The organism is Sinorhizobium sp. RAC02, assembly GCF_001713395.1.
GTDB lineage: Bacteria > Pseudomonadota > Alphaproteobacteria > Rhizobiales > Rhizobiaceae > Shinella.
In genome coordinates, this window is record NZ_CP016450.1 from 3,396,614 (window position 1) to 3,415,160 (window position 18,547).

At 62.9% G+C, this 18,547-nt stretch carries 15 protein-coding genes; 9 read left to right on the forward strand and 6 right to left on the reverse strand.

All coding sequences use genetic code 11. The features are described from left to right. The first annotated feature begins 7 nt into the window (after positions 1 to 7). Complete coding sequence (locus BSY16_RS16315; protein ID WP_069060637.1) at positions 8 to 1,177, forward strand: OpgC family protein; 1,170 nt, start codon at positions 8 to 10, stop codon at positions 1,175 to 1,177. 8 nt (positions 1,178 to 1,185) lie between these two features. Here BSY16_RS16315 and BSY16_RS16320 read toward each other — a convergent pair whose 3' ends face one another. Further along, positions 1,186 to 2,943: a glucan ABC transporter ATP-binding protein/ permease gene (locus tag BSY16_RS16320; protein ID WP_069060638.1), complete on the reverse strand. Its 1,758-nt coding sequence runs from the start codon at positions 2,941 to 2,943 to the stop codon at positions 1,186 to 1,188. Positions 2,944 to 3,249: 306 nt separating this feature from the next. Between BSY16_RS16320 and BSY16_RS16325 the strand changes: the two genes are divergently transcribed. From BSY16_RS16325 to BSY16_RS16335, 3 genes are all read left to right on the forward strand, one after another. After that, positions 3,250 to 3,990 carry a LuxR family transcriptional regulator gene (locus BSY16_RS16325; RefSeq protein ID WP_069060639.1) on the forward strand — a complete coding sequence of 247 codons (741 nt, stop codon included), beginning with the start codon at positions 3,250 to 3,252 and terminating at the stop codon, positions 3,988 to 3,990. Positions 3,991 to 4,106: 116 nt separating this feature from the next. Continuing rightward, a complete protein-coding gene (pyc, locus tag BSY16_RS16330) occupies positions 4,107 to 7,565 on the forward strand; it encodes a pyruvate carboxylase (protein ID WP_069060640.1) in 3,459 nt (1,152 codons plus the stop codon). 172 nt (positions 7,566 to 7,737) lie between these two features. Continuing rightward, positions 7,738 to 8,289 carry a GNAT family N-acetyltransferase gene (locus BSY16_RS16335; RefSeq protein ID WP_069060641.1) on the forward strand — a complete coding sequence of 184 codons (552 nt, stop codon included), beginning with the start codon at positions 7,738 to 7,740 and terminating at the stop codon, positions 8,287 to 8,289. A 130-nt stretch (positions 8,290 to 8,419) separates the two neighbouring features. Here BSY16_RS16335 and BSY16_RS16340 read toward each other — a convergent pair whose 3' ends face one another. The 3 genes from BSY16_RS16340 to acnA all read right to left on the reverse strand — a co-directional run bounded on the left by BSY16_RS16340 (position 8,420) and on the right by acnA (position 12,836). After that, on the reverse strand, positions 8,420 to 8,794 hold the full coding sequence (locus BSY16_RS16340; RefSeq protein ID WP_069060642.1) for a DUF2794 domain-containing protein: 375 nt from the start codon (positions 8,792 to 8,794) through the stop codon (positions 8,420 to 8,422). A 413-nt stretch (positions 8,795 to 9,207) separates the two neighbouring features. Next, a complete protein-coding gene (locus BSY16_RS16345; protein WP_171902423.1) occupies positions 9,208 to 9,969 on the reverse strand; it encodes a DUF1223 domain-containing protein in 762 nt (253 codons plus the stop codon). A gap of 173 nt (positions 9,970 to 10,142) precedes the next feature. Then, the gene (acnA, locus tag BSY16_RS16350) at positions 10,143 to 12,836 is read right to left on the reverse strand and encodes an aconitate hydratase AcnA (protein WP_069060644.1); all 2,694 of its coding nucleotides are present in this window, start codon (positions 12,834 to 12,836) and stop codon (positions 10,143 to 10,145) included. 265 nt (positions 12,837 to 13,101) lie between these two features. Here acnA and ccmA point away from each other — a divergent pair, with 265 nt between their 5' ends. The 5 genes from ccmA (at position 13,102) to BSY16_RS16375 (ending at position 16,178) form a co-directional block, all read left to right on the forward strand. Then, positions 13,102 to 13,743, forward strand: a complete 642-nt coding sequence (gene ccmA, locus BSY16_RS16355; RefSeq protein ID WP_069060645.1) for a heme ABC exporter ATP-binding protein CcmA — start codon at positions 13,102 to 13,104, stop codon at positions 13,741 to 13,743. A gap of 181 nt (positions 13,744 to 13,924) precedes the next feature. Continuing rightward, positions 13,925 to 14,584 (forward strand): heme exporter protein CcmB, encoded by a 660-nt coding sequence (gene ccmB / locus BSY16_RS16360; RefSeq protein ID WP_069060646.1) that lies wholly within the window; start codon positions 13,925 to 13,927, stop codon positions 14,582 to 14,584. Positions 14,585 to 14,644: 60 nt separating this feature from the next. Then, on the forward strand, positions 14,645 to 15,406 hold the full coding sequence (locus tag BSY16_RS16365; protein ID WP_069060647.1) for a heme ABC transporter permease: 762 nt from the start codon (positions 14,645 to 14,647) through the stop codon (positions 15,404 to 15,406). Beyond that, positions 15,403 to 15,567: a heme exporter protein CcmD gene (gene ccmD / locus BSY16_RS16370; RefSeq protein WP_069060648.1), complete on the forward strand. Its 165-nt coding sequence runs from the start codon at positions 15,403 to 15,405 to the stop codon at positions 15,565 to 15,567. The genes BSY16_RS16365 and ccmD overlap by 4 nt, the downstream gene beginning before the upstream one ends. After that, on the forward strand, positions 15,564 to 16,178 hold the full coding sequence (locus BSY16_RS16375) for a DsbE family thiol:disulfide interchange protein (protein WP_069060649.1): 615 nt from the start codon (positions 15,564 to 15,566) through the stop codon (positions 16,176 to 16,178). The genes ccmD and BSY16_RS16375 overlap by 4 nt, the downstream gene beginning before the upstream one ends. Before the next feature lie 195 nt (positions 16,179 to 16,373). Here BSY16_RS16375 and BSY16_RS16380 read toward each other — a convergent pair whose 3' ends face one another. After that, the gene (locus BSY16_RS16380; protein WP_069060650.1) at positions 16,374 to 17,024 is read right to left on the reverse strand and encodes a septation protein A; all 651 of its coding nucleotides are present in this window, start codon (positions 17,022 to 17,024) and stop codon (positions 16,374 to 16,376) included. Continuing rightward, positions 17,021 to 18,547: a signal recognition particle-docking protein FtsY gene (gene ftsY / locus BSY16_RS16385; protein WP_069060651.1), complete on the reverse strand. Its 1,527-nt coding sequence runs from the start codon at positions 18,545 to 18,547 to the stop codon at positions 17,021 to 17,023. Before ftsY ends, BSY16_RS16380 begins: the two co-directional genes overlap by 4 nt.

The following is an 18,547-nucleotide window of genomic DNA, read 5'->3' on the forward strand; positions in this document are numbered from 1 at the left end:
GAGCATTATGACAGACAGACTTGGACCGGTGGGCGCTGTGCCGCGCGAACGCGACACACGCCTCGACGTCTTCCGGGCGCTTGCCCTGCTGACGATCTTCGTCAATCACGTTCCGGGCCAGTATCTGGAACACCTGACGCATAAGAACTTCGGCTTTTCCGATTCGGCGGAAGCCTTCGTCCTCATCTCGGGCATGTCGGTCGGGCTTGCCTATGGTTCTCGTTTTGCGGTCGGCGAGCGGTTGGCGGTGACGCTGCGCATCCTGCGTCGGGCGCTGACGCTCTACGTCGCGCATATCATGACGAGCGTCATCACCTTCGCGATCTTTGCCGGCGGCGCACTCTGGTTCGGCCGGCCGGATCTCCTGTCCGAGATCAACCTGCGCGCCGTGGTCGACCGCACGGAGCAGGGCGTGGTCAGCATGGTGCTGCTCGGCCATCAGTTCGGCTACAACAACATTCTCTCCATGTATGCCGTGCTGTTCCTGATGCTGCCGGGTTTCCTCTGGCTCTATCGGCGCAGCGCCTGGCTGCTGATCGCCGTCTCTGGCACGCTCTGGCTCTGTGCCGGTATCTGGCAGATCGCGCCGTCGAATTTTCTCGACGACGGCTACTGGTTCCTCAATCCGCTGTCCTGGCAGTTCCTGTTCGTCATCGGCTTCGTCGGCGTGTTGCGGGCGAAGAAGAAGGGTTTTCCCCGCAATCCGGTGCTGATGGCGTTGTCGGCCGCCTACCTCGTCGTGTCAGGGCTCTGGGTCGTGCTCGCCTGGTGGAACATCGACTTTTCCTATGGCCTGCCGGCAGTGCTGACCGGCTTCGACAAGACGTTCCTGTCGACCACCCGGCTGCTCCATGTGCTGGCCGGCGCCTATCTGGTGGCGACGATCCCGGTTCTGTCCAACTGGGCCGCATTGCCGCTCTCCCATCCGCTGGTGGCCGTGGGGCGGCATTCGCTTGCCGTCTTCATCTTCGGCACGATCCTTGCGATGACGGGGCAGGTGATGATGTTCGTGACCGGCAAGAACCCGATCCTCGGTACGCTCTACGCGATCCTCGGCATCGCGCTGCACATCGCCTATGCGCGCTATCTCGACTGGCAGGCAGCCGTCATCAGCCAGAACGCGAAACGGCAGGGCTTGCAGGCCCTGCCGGTCAAAAGGAACGACTCGCAACGATGAGAGAGACGTCAGGCGGCGGTGTGGCTCTTGCGCACGTCGTCGTCCGTCAGGATGCCGCTCGCCCGGAGCAGGGCGGCGAAGCGGCCGTTGCTCTGGCTGAGGTCGTTGAACGTGCCCATCTCCGCCACCTTGCCATGGTCCATGAAGACGACGAGGTCGGCTTCGCGGACGGTGGACAGGCGGTGGGCGATGATGAAGGTCGTGCGGTTGCGGCGCAACTGGTCGATTGCCGCCTTCACACGCGCTTCCGTTTCCACGTCGAGCGCACTGGTCGCCTCGTCGAGCACGAGGATCGGCGCGTTCTTGAGGATGGCGCGGGCAATGGCGATGCGCTGGCGCTCGCCACCGGAAAGCCGGTTGCCACGCTCGCCGACATGGGTCTCGTAGCCGCTCTGGCGAGAGGTGATGAAGTCGTTCGCGGCGGCAGCCTCCGCCGCAGCCTCGATGTCTTCCTGCGTCGCACCTTCGCGGCCCAGGCGGATATTGTCCGAAATCGAGCGATTGAGAAGGCCGGCATCCTGGAAGACGGTGGCGATCGAATGGCGCAGCGACTTGCGCGTCACCGTGGCGATATCGACGCCGTCGATAAGGATCTGGCCGGATTTCGGCTCGTAGACCCGCTGCAGCAGGTTGATGAGCGTCGTCTTGCCGGCACCCGTGGGGCCCACGATGGCGACGGTCTGGCCGGCCTCTACCGTGAAGGAGACGTCGCTGACGCCCTGTGTCGCATTGGCGAAGTCGAAGTTGACGTTGCGGTATTCGACCCGGCCCTTGACCTCGCCGAGATCGCCGGCGTTGACCGGCTCCTCGCGTTCCTTCACCGCGTCTTCCAGCGTGAAGAAATCCTCCAGCTTGGCGCGCGCTTCGAAAATCTGCGTGGCGAAGGCCTTCATCTGGTCGAGGCGGCCGATGAGCAGGCCGGCGAAGCCGATAAAGGCGATGACGTCGCCGACACGGATTTCGCCACGCTGCACCAGCACCGTGCCGATGACGAGGATCGTCATCATGGAAATCGTCGAGGCGATGCGGTTCAGCGCGCTGGCAATCGCCCACCAGTCGAGCACAGGAAACTGCGCGTTGATCAGGCGTTCGGCAAAGCGCTTCAGCTCGCGCGTCTCGGATTCGATGCGGTTGTAGCTGTGCACGACCGAAACGTTGCTGATCGAGTCCGACACGTGGGAAAAGACGGTGTGGTAGTGGTTTTCAACCGATGCCTGGCCTTCGCGGGTGCGGTTCATCACGACCTTGCCGATGATGACATAGAGCACGCCGAGCACCACCAGCACGATCGACAGGCGGTAATCCATGACGAACGCAGTCGGGATCAGCAGAACGAGCGCGACGGCGGTCGCCAGATGCGTGCGCATGAATTCCAGCCACAGGCCGAACAGCGTTTCGCAGGCGCGCAGCAGCGTGTGCAGCGCGTTCGAGGTGCCGCGCTGGCTATGCCATGCAAGCGGCATGGAAATGATGCGGCCGAACGCCTCCGTCAGAAGGCTCGCACGACGGCCATGCGCCAAACGGTCGGCCTCGCGGGCGACGAGCACATAGGCGATCGTGTTGAACAGGCCAAAGCCCGCCCACATGGCCAGCATCGGCGTGACGTCGCCCTTGGAGGAGATGGCGTCGATGATGCGGCCGAACAGGATCGGTTCCGCAATGGTGATGATTGCCAGCACGATGTTGGCCACAACCACCGAGCCGACGCGAATCTTGTAGACCCCAAGATAGCTGAGGGCTCTTGCATAAACCTGAAACAAAGACACGAAATAAGGCCTTTCCGGCGATACCTGTTGTGCGGTGCAGCGAAAGCACCTGTTCTCTTTGCAGTGCGCTGTTAATCAGCGGAAGGGGCAAAAGTTCTTCGGCAGCGTGCAAATTTCATGACTCCCATGAAATCTTGCGTGATTTTCCGTTTTCCGCTGCGCTATGTCCTTTGGCCGATTGATTTTCATCCTTCGATCCTGCCAATTGTATGCGGGGCAACATGAATGGGACATGACTGGTCCGAACGCGGGGCCGGCTTTGGTTTTTTTCAGAATTGGATTTGGGGCGCTTCACGCGCGAGGCATATGAAGATCAACTTGCTGGTGCAGTTCCTTGCACTGATCGACGAGTTGCGAGGTCGGGACGAGACTACGGCCGAGTTTGAGCGTCTTCTCCTGCTCTATGGCTTCGACTACTACGGTCTCATCCAGGCACCGAAGCCGGTGGAAAGCCCGACCAACCTGCTGCTCGCCGGCCGCTGGCCAAAGGGCTGGCCGGAAACCTATCTGCGCAAGCGCTACATGCAGGTCGATCCGACGATACGTTATCTCGGCCATGCGCAGGCCGGCTTTCGCTGGCGCGACACGCTCGGCGCCTTTCGCCTGAGCCCGCATCGCAAGCGCATGGAGCGCATGATGGTCGATGCGCGGCACAACGGGCTGGAGGATGGCTACATGTTTCCCGTTCACGGCCGGCGCGGCCTTATCGGCAGCCTCAGCCTGGGCGGCAAGCCGGTCGAACTGGAAAGCGTCGAGATCGGCCTTTTCGACGGTATCGCCCGGCGGCTCTACTGGAAACTCATCCAGGCAGCCGATCCGGAAGAGGCGGCACGCCTCTCCGCCGTCGTCGACGTGGAATTGACGCGCCGCGAAATGGAGGCGTTGAGCCTGCTTGCCGAGGGCATGACCTCGCACGATATCGGCCGGGTGCTCGGCATCTCCAGTCACACGGTCGACTGGTACATGAACGGCATCCAGGAAAAGCTCGGCGCGCGCAACCGGCACCACGCCATCGCCATCGCCTTCCGGCTCGGCCTTGTCTCCTGACTGTCGTAATTCTTTTGTCGAACGACGACTCCAAAATTGAACTTTGAAAATAACCCGCTAATAATTCTCTTCGCGGGTGCAGCATTTCCCGTTTTCAAGTCACTGAGGAGTCCGACTTGCCCATTTCCAAGATCCTTGTCGCCAACCGTTCCGAAATTGCCATCCGCGTGTTCCGCGCAGCCAACGAGCTCGGCATAAAAACGGTCGCGATATGGGCGGAAGAGGACAAACTCGCGCTGCACCGTTTCAAGGCGGATGAAAGCTACCAGATCGGCCGCGGCTCGCATCTGGCGCGCGATCTCGGGCCGATCGAGAGCTATCTCAATATCGAGGAAGTGATCCGCGTCGCGAAACTCTCCGGCGCCGATGCAATCCATCCGGGTTACGGCCTGTTGTCGGAAAGCCCGGAATTCGTCGATGCCTGCGATGCCGCCGGCCTCATCTTCATCGGCCCGCGGCCGGATACGATGCGTCAACTCGGCAACAAGGTCGCCGCGCGCAACCTTGCCATTTCCGTCGGCGTGCCGGTCGTGCCGGCCACCGATCCGCTGCCGGACGATGCGGACGAGGTCCACCGCCTGGCCGCTGAAATCGGCTATCCCGTCATGCTGAAGGCCTCCTGGGGCGGCGGCGGGCGCGGCATGCGCGCCATCCGCGACCCGAAGGACCTGCTGCGCGAGGTGACGGAAGCCAAGCGCGAGGCCAAGGCCGCCTTCGGCAAGGACGAGGTCTATCTCGAAAAGCTCGTCGAGCGCGCCCGCCACGTCGAAAGCCAGATCCTCGGCGATACGCATGGCAATGTCGTGCATCTGTTCGAGCGCGATTGTTCGGTCCAGCGCCGCAACCAGAAGGTTGTCGAGCGCGCACCGGCCCCGTATCTGAGCGAGGCGCAGCGCCAGGAGCTGGCCGCGCATTCCATCAAGATCGCCAAGGCGACGAACTATATCGGCGCCGGCACGGTCGAATATCTGATGGATATGGATTCGGGCAAATTCTACTTCATCGAGGTGAACCCGCGCATCCAGGTCGAGCACACCGTCACGGAAGTCGTGACCGGCATCGACATCGTCAAGGCGCAGATCCACATCCTCGACGGCGAGGCGATCGGCACGCCGGAATCGGGCGTGCCGGCGCAGGCCGATATCCGCCTCAACGGCCATGCCCTGCAGTGCCGCATCACCACGGAAGATCCGGAGCAGAACTTCATCCCCGACTATGGCCGCATCACCGGCTACCGTTCGGCCTCCGGCTTCGGCATCCGTCTCGACGGCGGCACGGCCTATCCGGGCGCGGTGATCACCCGCTTCTACGATCCGCTGCTCGTCAAGGTCACGGCCTGGGCGCCAAACCCGAAGGAGGCGATCGCCCGCATGGACCGGGCGCTGCGCGAATTCCGCATCCGCGGTGTAGCCACCAACCTCACCTTCCTTGAAGCGATCATCAGCCACGAGTCCTTCCGCGACAACAGCTACACGACCCGCTTCATCGATACGACGCCGGAACTCTTCCAGCAGGTGAAGCGCCAGGACCGCGCCACCAAGCTTCTGACCTATCTCGCCGACGTCACCGTCAACGGCCATCCGGAGGCGAAGGGCCGCCCGAGGCCACCGGCGGATGTCGCCAAGCCGATCGTGCCCTTCATCGAAGGCAAGATCGTCGCCGGCACCAAGCAGAAGCTCGACGAACTCGGGCCGAAGAAGTTCGCCGAATGGGTGCGCGGCGAAAGCCAGGTCTTCCTGACCGACACGACCATGCGCGACGGCCACCAGTCGCTGCTCGCCACCCGCATGCGCACGCATGACATCGCCCGCGTCGCCGGCACCTATGCCAGGGCGCTTCCGCAGCTCTTCTCGCTGGAATGCTGGGGCGGCGCGACCTTCGACGTCTCCATGCGCTTCCTGACGGAAGATCCGTGGGATCGTCTCGCCCGCATCCGCGAGGACGCGCCGAACCTGCTGCTCCAGATGCTGCTGCGCGGTGCCAACGGCGTCGGCTACAAGAACTATCCCGACAATGTCGTGAAATATTTCGTCCGCCAGGCAGCCAAGGGCGGCATCGACGTTTTTCGCGTCTTCGACTGCCTGAACTGGGTCGACAACATGCGGGTGTCGATGGACGCGATCGCGGAAGAGAACAGGATTTGTGAGGCCGCGATCTGCTACACCGGCGACCTGCTCAATTCCGCTCGCCCGAAATACGACCTGAAATACTACACCGCGCTCGCCGCCGACCTGGAAAAGGCCGGTGCGCATATGATCGCGCTGAAGGACATGGCGGGTCTCTTGAAGCCTGCTGCCGCCCGCGTGCTGTTCAAGGCGCTGCGCGAGGCGACCGACTTGCCGATCCATTTCCACACGCACGATACGTCCGGCATTGCCGCCGCAACCGTGCTCGCAGCCGTCGAATCGGGTGTCGACGTGGTGGATGCGGCAATGGATGCGCTGTCCGGCAACACCTCGCAGCCCTGCCTCGGCTCGATCGTCGAAGCCTTGAAGGGCACGGAGCGCGATCCGGGCCTCGATCCGGCATGGATCCGCCGCATCTCCTTCTACTGGGAAGCCGTGCGCTACCAATACGCCGCCTTCGAAAGCGACCTCAAGGGGCCGGCGTCCGAAGTCTACCTGCATGAAATGCCGGGCGGCCAGTTCACCAACCTCAAGGAACAGGCCCGCTCGCTCGGGCTTGAGACCAAGTGGCACAAGGTCGCCCAAGCCTATGCCGACGCCAATCAGATGTTCGGCGATATCGTCAAGGTGACGCCGTCCTCCAAGGTGGTGGGCGACATGGCGCTGATGATGGTCAGTCAGGACCTGACGGTCGCGGACGTCGAGAACCCAGGCAAGGACGTCTCCTTCCCGGACTCGGTCGTCTCGATGCTGAAGGGCGATCTTGGCCAGCCTCCGGGCGGATGGCCGCAGGCACTGCAGAAGAAGGCACTGAAGGGCGAGGCGCCCTATACTGCCGTGCCGGGCTCGCTGCTGCCGCCGGCCGATCTTGATGCGGAGCGTAAAACCATCGAGGACAAGCTGGAGCGCAAGGTCGACGACTTCGAGTTCGCCTCCTACCTGATGTATCCGAAGGTCTTCACGGACTACGCGCTTGCCGCCGATACCTACGGTCCCGTCAGCATCCTGCCGACGCCGGCCTATTTCTACGGCCTTTCGCCCGGCGAGGAACTGTCGCCGGAACTGGAAAAGGGCGTCTCGCTCGTCATCCTGCACCAGGCGCAGAGCGAGCCGGATACGCAGGGCATGGTGAAGGTGTTCTTCGAGCTGAACGGCCAGCCGCGCCTCATCAAGGTTCCGGATCGCAACCGCGCTGCGACGTCGACGGCCCGCCGCAAGGCGGAAATCGTTAACGCCACCCATCTCGGTGCGCCGATGCCGGGCGTCATCTCGACGGTCTCGGTCTCGGCCGGCCAGTCGGTCAAGGCCGGCGACGTGCTGCTCTCCATCGAGGCGATGAAGATGGAAACGGCGCTGCATGCGGAAAAGGACGGCACGGTCTCGGAAGTGCTGGTGAAGGCCGGCGACCAGATCGACGCCAAGGACCTGCTCATCGTCTACGGCGCCTGAGCGGTCCCTACCTCACCTTCGTCATCTCGGGTCGACCGGGGATGACGTCGTGGTGGGAGAGGCTTTTCGACAAACTGAGGGGATGGGGTAACTCCATCCCCTTTTTGGTCTTGCTTTCCGGTAAGGCCGGACGCAAAACGCGGCGGAATTGTCATACAAACGTGGGCTTTCCATGAGCTTCGTCATCCGCACCGCCGATCTCGGCGATATTGCTGCCTTCACAGAAATCTACCGCGAATCCGTCCTGAACGGGGTGGCGAGCTACGAGGTCGACCCGCCGTCGCTTGACGAGATGGGGACGCGCTTCAAGGCAATCACCGATAAGGGCTACCCCTATATCGTGGCGATCGAGCAGACCGGCCTCATCCTCGGCTATGCCTATGCATCGGCCTTCCGCACGCGGCCGGCCTATCGCTGGCTCGTCGAGGATTCTGTCTATCTGGCGCCGGAAGCGCGTGGCAAGGGCGTCGGCAAGGCACTGCTGGCGGAATTGATCCGCCGCTGCACGGAGCTTGGCTTTCGCCAGATGGTGGCCGTCATCGGCGGCGCGCACCCCGCCTCCATCGCCGTGCACAGCGCGGCCGGCTTCGAACATTCAGGCCGCATGACGGCAACCGGCTTCAAGCACGGGCGCTGGCTGGATACCGTTTTCATGCAGCGCGCGCTCGGCGAGGGCGCCGGCACGGAGCCGTCCGGGCAGGATTATCCGGGAACGATGGCTTAAAATCGGAGGCTGCAAACCTCACCTTCGTCATGGCCGAGCCTGACCCGGCCATCCACGGGATGGATCCTCGGGCCGAGCCCGAGGATGACGCCATTGAAGGCCTGGTTATGACCGAAGGAAGGGCGATCCTTTACGTCTCGATGAGCCGTAGCGCCTTGTCGAACACCTTGAGAACCTGGCTCAGCTCGTGGCCGCGCTTCAGGATGGTGCCGTGCTGGTTGATGACGCTGTAGGCGCCCTGCTTGGCGGTGAGCTTGGGGTTTTTCTCGACGCGGTAGAGCGGCATTTCGCCGGACCGCTTGAAGATGGAGAACACCGCTTTCTCGCGCATATGGTCGATGGCATAGTCGCGCCATTCGCCTTCGCCGACCATGCGGCCGTAGACCCGGAGGATTGCGTCGAGCTCTCGTCGATGGAACGTTACGGGCAGCGGATCCTTGCTGCTCCTGTATTCCCTGAGGTCGACCACGCCATTGGAAGCCTGCAAATCCGGCTGATCAGTCATCGAATCTCCGCACCTCGTCTGTGACGGCGAGGTGACAGTGTGCCTGACCGGAGCCGAAATGCAAGGCGGATAGGCCGAGACTTGCGTTTTCGCAAAAATCGACTTCGCCGCATTTCAGACAAACAGACGCCCAAATTTGCAGCGAGAGTTCGCCAGTCGCAGCCCATGCCTGCCTGCTGCCTTGTGCGGGAAGCTGGTTTGGTAGGGTTAGCGCCTGTCGAAGTTGCCCTGTATTCCGTTGCCGGTAACTTCGTCTTGGTCCGGTCCGTGTTTCTTCGAACCCTCAAGCCCCAGCCCCTCGAGGAAACCGGACCGGGCCTCCCCTGACGTGCTTGCGCACTTCAGGTTTGTCTTTCGCATACCGTCCCCGCAAAACCGCTTCACACTTTAGCGCGGTATGCTCTGCGGGAGATTTACCGAGATTTCTTGTCGCCTGTCAGCACCGTCGCGCCCAGAATGGCGCCGGGTGTATCGGCTGTCTGCATGCGCTGGATAAGCACGGCGCAGCCGCCGGACTTCTTTTTCTTCTTCAGCATGTCGGCCGGCAGCACCAGGTTGGTCTCCTTGCCTTCCCACATGCCGATCGTTTCCATGTCGGTGACGGCATGCCAATAGTTGACCGTCTTGCCGAGATTCTCGCCCTTGTCGATGTTGATCGTGCGCTCGCGCTCGAAATAGGCGATGACGATGTTGGCCTTGCCCTCGCCGGGGCCGACGCGGATGCGCAATTCGTCGTTCTTGACCTCGACGTCGACCGGCACCGTCAGCCCCTTGCCCTCGTCGGGCATGGCACCGATACGCGAGCGGATGCCCGAAATATCCGCACCGTTGATGTGCTCGCGGCCGTTCAGCACGGCCTGTGGGGTATAGACGCCGTTACGACCGAACATGCGGGCATAGGCATATTGCCGGTCGGTATTGTCCTTTGAAGCGAGCGTGTCCGCCCAGCCGAGATAGTTCCAGTAGTCGACATGGTAGGAGAGCGCGACGACCTCGCCTTCACGGGCAAGGGTTTCCAGCGCCTTGTCGGCCGGCGGGCAGGATGAACAGCCCTGGCTGGTGAAGAGTTCGACGACACCCTTGGGCTTCGTTATTTCCTGCGCATGCGCAGCCCCTGTGCCGGCTCCCAACGCGAGCAGGATCGCCAGACAATCCAGTATGTGCGGTCTCGGCATGATCATTTCCAATGGAGCGCCGGCAATGGCCAGCCGTTTGAGCCGTCATACGCGCTTGCCGGTTCAACAGGAAGTCACGATGGAGTGAGCTTCATAGCGGAGAAAAAGGCTCCGGAAAACGAAAAATGCCGGGGTTTTGGCCCCGGCATTTCGTGTTTTGACGTTGAAACCGATCAGGCGGCGAGGTCGCGCAGAACGGTCTGCAGGATGCCGCCATTGTTCATGTAGGTGACTTCGTCGAGCGTATCGATGCGGCAAAGCAGCGGAACCTCCTTCACCGTGCCGTCGGCATAGGTGATCTTGGCGATCTTCTTCTCGCGCGGCTTGATGTCGCCTTCCAGGCCCTCGATCGTGACGACTTCGTCGCCCTTGAGGTCGAGCGACGCCCAGGTCGTGCCTTCCTCGAAGACGAAGGGCACGATGCCCATGCCGACGAGGTTGGAGCGGTGGATACGCTCGAAGGACTGTGCCACCACGGCCTTGACGCCGAGCAGGTTGGTGCCCTTGGCCGCCCAGTCGCGCGACGAGCCGTTGCCATATTCGACGCCGGCGAAGATGACGAGCGGAACGCCCTCGGCCTTGTACTTCATGGCCGCGTCGTAAATCGACATCTCTTCCTTCGTCGGATAGTGGATCGTGTAGCCACCTTCCTTGCCGTTCGGGCCGAGCATGTGGTTGCGGATGCGGATATTGGCGAAGGTGCCGCGCATCATCACTTCATGGTTGCCGCGGCGCGTGCCGTACTGGTTGAAGTCGGCAACGGCAACGCCGTTGTCCGTCAGGTAGGCACCGGCCGGAGAGGCGGCCTTGATCGAACCGGCCGGCGAAATGTGGTCGGTGGTGATCTTGTCGCCGAACAGGCCGAGGACGCGGGCACCCTCGATGTTCTTGAGGCCCGAACCGGTCTTGCCCATGCCGACGAAGTAGGGCGGGTTCTGCACATAGGTCGAGTGGTCGTCCCAGGCATAGGTCTGGCCGGCGGGTACCTGCACGGCCTGCCAGTTCTCGTCGCCCTTGAACACGTCGGCATATTTCGCGGCGTAGAGCGCGCGGGTGACGTATTTCAGGATGAACTCCTGGATTTCCTGCGAGGTCGGCCAGATGTCCTTGAGGTAGACCGGGTTGCCGTCCTTGTCTTCGCCGAGCGGCTCCGTCGTCAGGTCCTTCTGGACCGAACCGGCGAGTGCGTAGGCGACGACGAGCGGCGGCGAGGCGAGGTAGTTCGCCTGTACGTCCGGCGAAATGCGGCCTTCGAAGTTGCGGTTGCCGGAGAGAACGCCGGCGGCAATCAGGCCCTTGTCGTTGATCGTCTTGGAGATCGGCGCCGGCAGCGGACCGGAATTGCCGATGCAGGTCGTGCAGCCGAAGCCGACGAGGTTGAACCCGAGCTTGTCGAGATCGGCCTGCAGACCGGACTTGGCAAGGTATTCGCCAACGACCTGCGATCCCGGTGCCAGCGACGTCTTGACCCACGGCTTCGTCTTCAGGCCCTTGGCGACCGCATTGCGGGCGAGGAGGCCTGCGGCGATGAGGACCGACGGGTTGGACGTGTTGGTGCAGGATGTGATGGCGGCGATGGCGACGTCGCCATGGCCGAGATCGTAGTCGGTGCCTTCGACCGGGTAACGGTTCGAAAGCTGGCCCGGCTTCTTGTAGTCGGTGTCCATCGAACCGGCGAAGCCCGACGCGATGTTTTCCAGCGGGATGCGGCCTTCCGGACGCTTCGGGCCCGCCATGGCGGGCACGACGGCGCCGAGGTCGAGTTCGAGCGTGTCGGTGAAGACGAGGTCGGACCCGTCATTGTCACGCCACATGCCCTGCGCCTTCGAATAGGCTTCGACCAGCGCGATGCGCTGCTCTTCGCGGCCGGACATGGTGAGGTAGTTGACGGTTTCGCCGTCGACCGGGAAGAAGCCGCAGGTCGCGCCATATTCCGGACCCATATTGCCGATCGTCGCGCGGTCGGCGAGCGTCATGTTGTCGAGGCCGGGGCCGAAGAATTCGACGAACTTCGAGACCACGCCCTTCTTGCGCAGCATCTGCACGACCATCAGCACGAGGTCGGTCGCGGTGACGCCTTCCTTGAGCTTGCCGGTCAGCTTGAAGCCGATGACCTCGGGCAGCAGCATGGAGACCGGCTGGCCGAGCATGGCGGCTTCGGCTTCGATGCCGCCCACGCCCCAGCCGAGAACGCCAAGGCCGTTGATCATGGTCGTGTGGCTGTCGGTGCCGACGCAGGTATCCGGGTAGGCGATGATCTCGCCGTCTTCTTCCTTGGTCCAGACCGTCTGGCCCAGATATTCCAGATTGACCTGATGACAGATGCCGGTGCCCGGGGGAACGACGCGGAAGTTCTTGAACGCCTGCTGGCCCCACTTGAGGAAGCGGTAGCGCTCGCCGTTGCGCTGGTATTCCAGCTCGACGTTGCGGGCAAAGGCGGTCGGCGTGCCGAATTCGTCGACGATGACGGAGTGGTCGATGACGAGGTCGACGGGAACGAGCGGGTTGATCTTTTCCGGGTCGCCGCCAAGCGACACCATCGCGTCGCGCATGGCCGCAAGGTCAACGACGGCCGGAACGCCGGTGAAGTCCTGCATCAGCACGCGCGCCGGGCGATAGGCGATCTCGTTTTCGACCGTACCCTTGTTCGTCAGCCAGTCGACGACGGAGAGGATCTGCTCCTTGGTGACCGAACGGCCGTCCTCGAAGCGCAGCAGGTTCTCCAGAAGCACCTTCATGGAATAGGGCAGCTTCGAGACGCCGGCCAGCCCGTTCGCCTCAGCCTTGGGAAGGCTGTAATACACATAGTCGGTGCCGTTGACCGTAAGGGTCGAACGACAATTGAAACTGTCTAGGGATTTGGACACTTTATACCCCGTCTCGTCTGGCGCCAGAAAGCTGACGTACGAACGCCCTTGCGCGTTGAGCGCGAATGGGATGCGGGTGCGGTCATTTCCGCTGTCCGTACGCGGAATTCATTCCGTGTTCGGCGCTTGGATGAAATTCACGCCGACCGCTGGCGTGTTGCGGGCGTTATAGATAATTTCTAAACAAGGTTCCAGAGCGCCGAAGGGCAAATCGGGACAATTTTTTTGCATTGCGACCAATGTCGTAAAAGGAAAGTGAAACGCCATGCGGCTCGTCGCCGAGGGATTGAGCGCCAAGCGCGGCGAGGATTTGATTTTCCAAGATATTTCCTTTGAAATCCCACGCGGCGAGGCCCTCGTCGTCAAGGGGCCGAACGGCTCGGGAAAGTCGACCTTGCTGCGCGTCCTGGCCGGCCTTCTGCCGGCGGAAACGGGCACGGCAAAACTCGTTGCTGCGGCGCAACCGGTGGAGCGTCTCGGCGAGGCCTGCCACTATCTCGGCCACCGCAATGCCATGAAGCGCGAGCTGACCGTCGACGAGAATCTCGCCTTCTGGAAAGCCTTCTTCGGTGATTTTGCAGGTGGTGCCGGGGTCTCCGTCGAGGAGGCCGTCGAATCAGTCGGCCTCGGCGACATCGCCCATCTCCCCTTCGGTTATCTCTCCGCCGGCCAGCAGCGCCGCATGGCCATGGCAAAGCTTCTCGTCGCCTGGCGCCCGGTGTGGATCCTCGACGAGCCGACGGCCGCGCTCGATGTGGACGCCGAAAAAATGTTCGCCGGCCTCGTCACCACCCACCTCACCCGCGGTGGCATCGCGATTGCCGCGACGCACCAGCCGCTCGGGCTGGAGGGGGTGAGGGAGTTGCGGATGACGGGGTTTGCGGGTGTGGGGGAAGGGGCATGGTAATGACGTCAGCATACGCGACGAGGCCCCCTCATCCGCCTGCCGGCACCTTCTCCCCGTGGGGGAGAAGGGGAAGGTCGCTAACCTCTCGTTTTCCCTTCTCCCCCACGGGGAGAAGGTGGCCCGAAGGGTCGGATGAGGGGGGCGCACAAACGCTGCCCGTACTGCTCGCCAAGGTGCCGGCATGATCGCCCTCCTCGCCCGCGACCTCAAACTCTCCGTCCGTGCCGGCGGTGGTGCCCTCATCGGCGTGCTGTTCTTTTTGACGGTTGTTGCCGTCATTCCTTTCGGCGTCGGCCCCGATCTCAATCTCCTGTCGCGAATCGGCCCGGCGATCCTCTGGATCGGCGCCCTGCTCGCCTCGCTGCTCGGCCTCGACCGGCTGTTCCAGGCCGAGCGCGAGGATGGCTCGCTCGATCTTCTGCTGATGCAAGAGACGCCGCTGGTGCTTGTTGTGTTCGTCAAATGCATCGCGCACTGGGTTGCGACCGGCCTGCCGCTCGTCATCGCCTCGCCCCTGCTCGGCCTATTCATGAACATGGACGAGGTGGCGATCGGCGCAACGACGCTGACGCTGCTGGCCGGCACGCCGGCTATCACCTTCATCGGCGCGGCCGGTGCCGCGATCGCGGTGGCACTGCCGCGCGGCGGGCTGCTTGTGTCGATCCTCGTGCTGCCGCTCGCCATACCCGTGCTGATCTTCGGGGTGAGTGCGGTCTATGCGGCGATCCAGGAACCGGCCCCCTTCCTGCCGCCCTTCCTCATTCTTGTCGCGATCAACCTGTTCTTTGCAGTTCTCGGGCCGGTCGCGGCGGCCGCGGCCCTTCGCCTGTCCAGCGACTGACACGAATGTGATTGCGGCAGATCAATTGAAGATACCGGGCTTACACGTTAAAGAACCATCATGAGCGAACCGAGCCTTGCCATCCGCAAATTCAGCGATCTCGCCAACCCGACGCGGTTCCTGGCGCTGGTCTCGACCGTCTGGCCCTGGCTTGCCGGGTTGACGCTCTGTCTGTTCGCGGTCGGGCTCTATCTTTCCTTCACAACGGTGGGCGATTACCAGCAGGGCGAGACGGTGCGCATCATGTATGTGCATGTGCCGGCCGCCTGGCTTTCCATGATGTGTTACACCGTCATGGCACTGTCCGCGCTCGGCACCTTGGTCTGGCGCCACCCGCTCGCGGATGTCTCGGCGAAGGCCGCGGCACCCATCGGCGCCTGTTTCACGCTCGTCGCCCTCATCACCGGCTCGCTCTGGGGCAAGCCGATGTGGGGCACCTGGTGGGTGTGGGATGCGCGGCTTACCTCCGTCTTCGTGCTGTTCCTGATGTATCTCGGCCTGATCGCGCTCAATCGCGCCATGGACGAGCCGACCCGCGCTGCAAAAGTCAGCGCCGTGCTGATCCTCGTCGGCTTCGTCAACATCCCGATCATCAAGTTTTCCGTCGAGTGGTGGAACACGTTGCACCAGCCGGCAAGCGTCATCCGCCTGGACGGGCCGACGATTTCCGGCGAATTCCTCCGCCCGCTGCTCGTGATGGCCATCGCCTTCACCATGCTGTTCTTCACGCTGCACATTCTTGCCATGCGCAACGAGATCCTGCGTCGGCGCATTGCCGCGCTGCGCCGCCACGCCGCCCGTTCCGCCGGAGGTGCCGCATGAGCCACGCCTTCTACGTCACGGCGTCCTATATCGCCGCCTTCTCGGTCTCGATCGGCCTCATCCTGTGGGTCTGGCTCGATCATCGCGGCCGTCATCGCGAGCTTGAACGGCTGGAAGCGGCCGGCGTGCGCCGCCGCTCCGCCCGTGAGGAAACCCGATGAGCGAATCAGAAGGCACTGCACAGGGTGCTGGCACGCGCACGCGCCTTATTCTTGCAGCACTACCGCTGGCAATCTTCCTCGGTCTTGCGCTGATCTTCTGGACGCAGCTCAATTCCGGCCGCGACATTTCCGAAATCCCCTCCGCGCTGATCGGTACCAAGGCGCCGTTTCGCGATCTCGAGCCGCTAGCGGGTGCGCTAAGAGATGGCGTGCAGGTTCCCGCCCTTTCGGCGGAAGCGGTGAAGGGCAAGCTGACGCTGGTCAATTTCTGGGCGTCCTGGTGCGTGCCGTGCCGGCAGGAGCATCCGGTCATCCTGTCGCTGTCCAAGGACCCGCGCCTCACCGTGGTCGGCGTCAACTACAAGGACGGCAGCGAAAACGCGCTGCGTTTCCTCGGCGAACTCGGCAATCCCTTCTCCGCCATCGGCCTCGATCCCGTGGGGAAAATGGCGATCGACTGGGGCGTCTACGGCATCCCCGAATCCTATCTCGTCGGCCCGGATGGCACGATCCTCTACAAGAAGGTCGGGCCATTCGATGAAAAGAGCCTGAAGAACGGGCTTTTCCCCGCGATCGAAAAGGCACTTGGCGCGCCTGCTAAAGCGAGCTGATGGTGTTTGCCGTAGATCCTCGGGTCAAGCCCGAGGATGACGGAGGGGAGGAGAGACCCCAAAGACCTTTGGACGGCGCGGAAGGCGACGTCGTTGCGTGAGCCGCCGTTCGCCTCTTTTTTCGCCCATCCTCGGGCTTGAACCGAGAATCCACACGGCATCCGATGACGGAAAAGCAGTGTCCGCGACGTGTGCTTACGGCGCCTTGCCCTCTTCGGGCTGCTCGATCGAGTGGCGCATGATCAGCGGCATCTGGGAGAGCGTGAAGAGGATGGTGATGGGCATCGTGCCCCAGACCTTGAATGCCACCCAGAAGTCGGTCGAGAACGACCGCCAGACGACTTCGTTCATCACGGCAAGCACGAGGAAGAACAGGCCCCAGCGCAGCGTCAGCTTGCGCCAGCCTTCGTCGGTCAGCTTGAAGGCGGCGTGGAAGACGTAGCCGAGCAGGGATTTGCCGAACAGAAGGCCGCCGAGCAGGATGGTGCCGAACAGCGTGTTGACGATGGTCGGCTTCATCTTGATGAAGGTGTCGTTCTGCAGCCACAGCGTCAGCGCGCCGAAGACCAGGACAACGATGCCTGAGATCAGCGGCATCATCGGCAGCGTGCGGGTCAGGATCCACGAGACGATCAGTGCGAGCGCGGTGGCCGCCATGAAGAGGCCGGTGGCGATGAAGATCGGCCCGCCCATTTCGGCAAGCACCGGAAACTGCGCCGCCAGCCATTCGCCGCGCGAGTTGGCGAAGAAGAAGACGACGAGGGGGCCGAGCTCCAGCACCATCTTGAGGAGGGGGCTGACCTTCTCCTCCGTCTTGGCCGGGCTTTCCAGCGTAACCTTGCTCATTCTCCAACTCCTGCGATCGCTTCCGCGAAATCCTTGGCCTCGAAGGGTTCGAGATCGTCGACCCCCTCTCCGACACCGATGAAATAGACCGGCAGCTTGTGTTTGGCGGCAATCGCCACAAGGATGCCGCCGCGGGCCGTACCGTCCAATTTTGTCATGATCAGGCCCGTGACGCCCGCGACGTTGCGGAAAATCTCGACCTGGTTCATCGCGTTCTGCCCGGTCGTGGCATCAAGCGTCTGGAGAACCGTGTGCGGTGCGTCCGGATCGAGCTTGCCGAGCACGCGTACGATCTTTTCCAGCTCCGCCATCAGCTCTGTCTTGTTCTGCAACCGGCCGGCCGTGTCGACGATCAGCACGTCGCTCTTCTTCAGCTTGGCCTGTTCGTAGGCCTCGTAGGCGAGGCCTGCCGCATCGGCGCCGAGCTTGGACGAGACGATGTCGGAGCCGGTGCGCTCCGCCCAGATTTTTAGCTGCTCGATGGCAGCGGCGCGGAACGTGTCGCCGGCTGCCAGCATCACCTTCAGGCCGGCACCCGAGAGCTTGGCAGCGAGCTTGCCGATCGTCGTCGTCTTGCCGGTGCCGTTGACGCCGACGACGAGGATGACGTGGGGCTTGTGGTTAAGGTCGAGTTCCAGCGGCTTGGCGACTGGCGACAGCACCTTGGTGATCTCGCTTGCCATGATGCGCGAGACGTCGCCGCCCGTCACGTCCTTGCCGTAGCGTTCGGAGGCCAGCGTGTCGGTGATGCGCAGCGCCGTTTCCACGCCAAGATCGGCCTGGATCAGCAGGTCTTCGAGGTCCTGCAGCGTCGCGTCGTCGAGCTTGCGCTTGGTGAACAGGCTGGTGATCTGGCCGGTGAGCTGCGAGGAGGTGCGCGAAAGCCCGTCGCGCAGGCGCTGGAACCAAGTGCGCTTGGGCTGCGCCACCGGCGTCTCCACGACGGCCGAGCGCTCGGCTGTGGCAAAACCCTTCGGCAGCACTTTCGGCTCGGTGCGGATTGCCTCTTCGAGAACGGGATCTTCGACTTCCGCAGGCGGCGCTTCCTCTATCGGGACGATTTCCGGCTCCGGTTCGGCGATCTTTTCCACTGGCGGGGCCGGCTCATCTTCAACGATGGCCTCTACCCGAGCCGCCGGCTCTTCTTCGACCGGCGCCTCAGTAACGTCTTCCTCGGAGGTGACGTCATCACTCTCCGGCCCGGCTGCGGTTTCCACCTCAGCCGGCGCGACCGGATCCTCGACAACCGGCAGATCCGGGGCATGCGGCAGCGGATAGATATCCGGCTCCGCTTCCTCCGGCACATGATGGGCGGCTTCGGGATTGGCGGCTTCCGCCTCGTCGAGCAGCGCGTCACGCTCCTCGACAGCATCGATGACGGTGATTTCCTCGCGCTCGACCGCCTGCTCCGGCGCTGGTTCGATCACCTCGGGCGCAACGACGGGGGCTTCCGCCTCCGGCTTGGGCGCTGGGGCGGTGTCTTTTCCGAATGTAAAAATCTTCTTGATGAAGCCGAGGGCCAT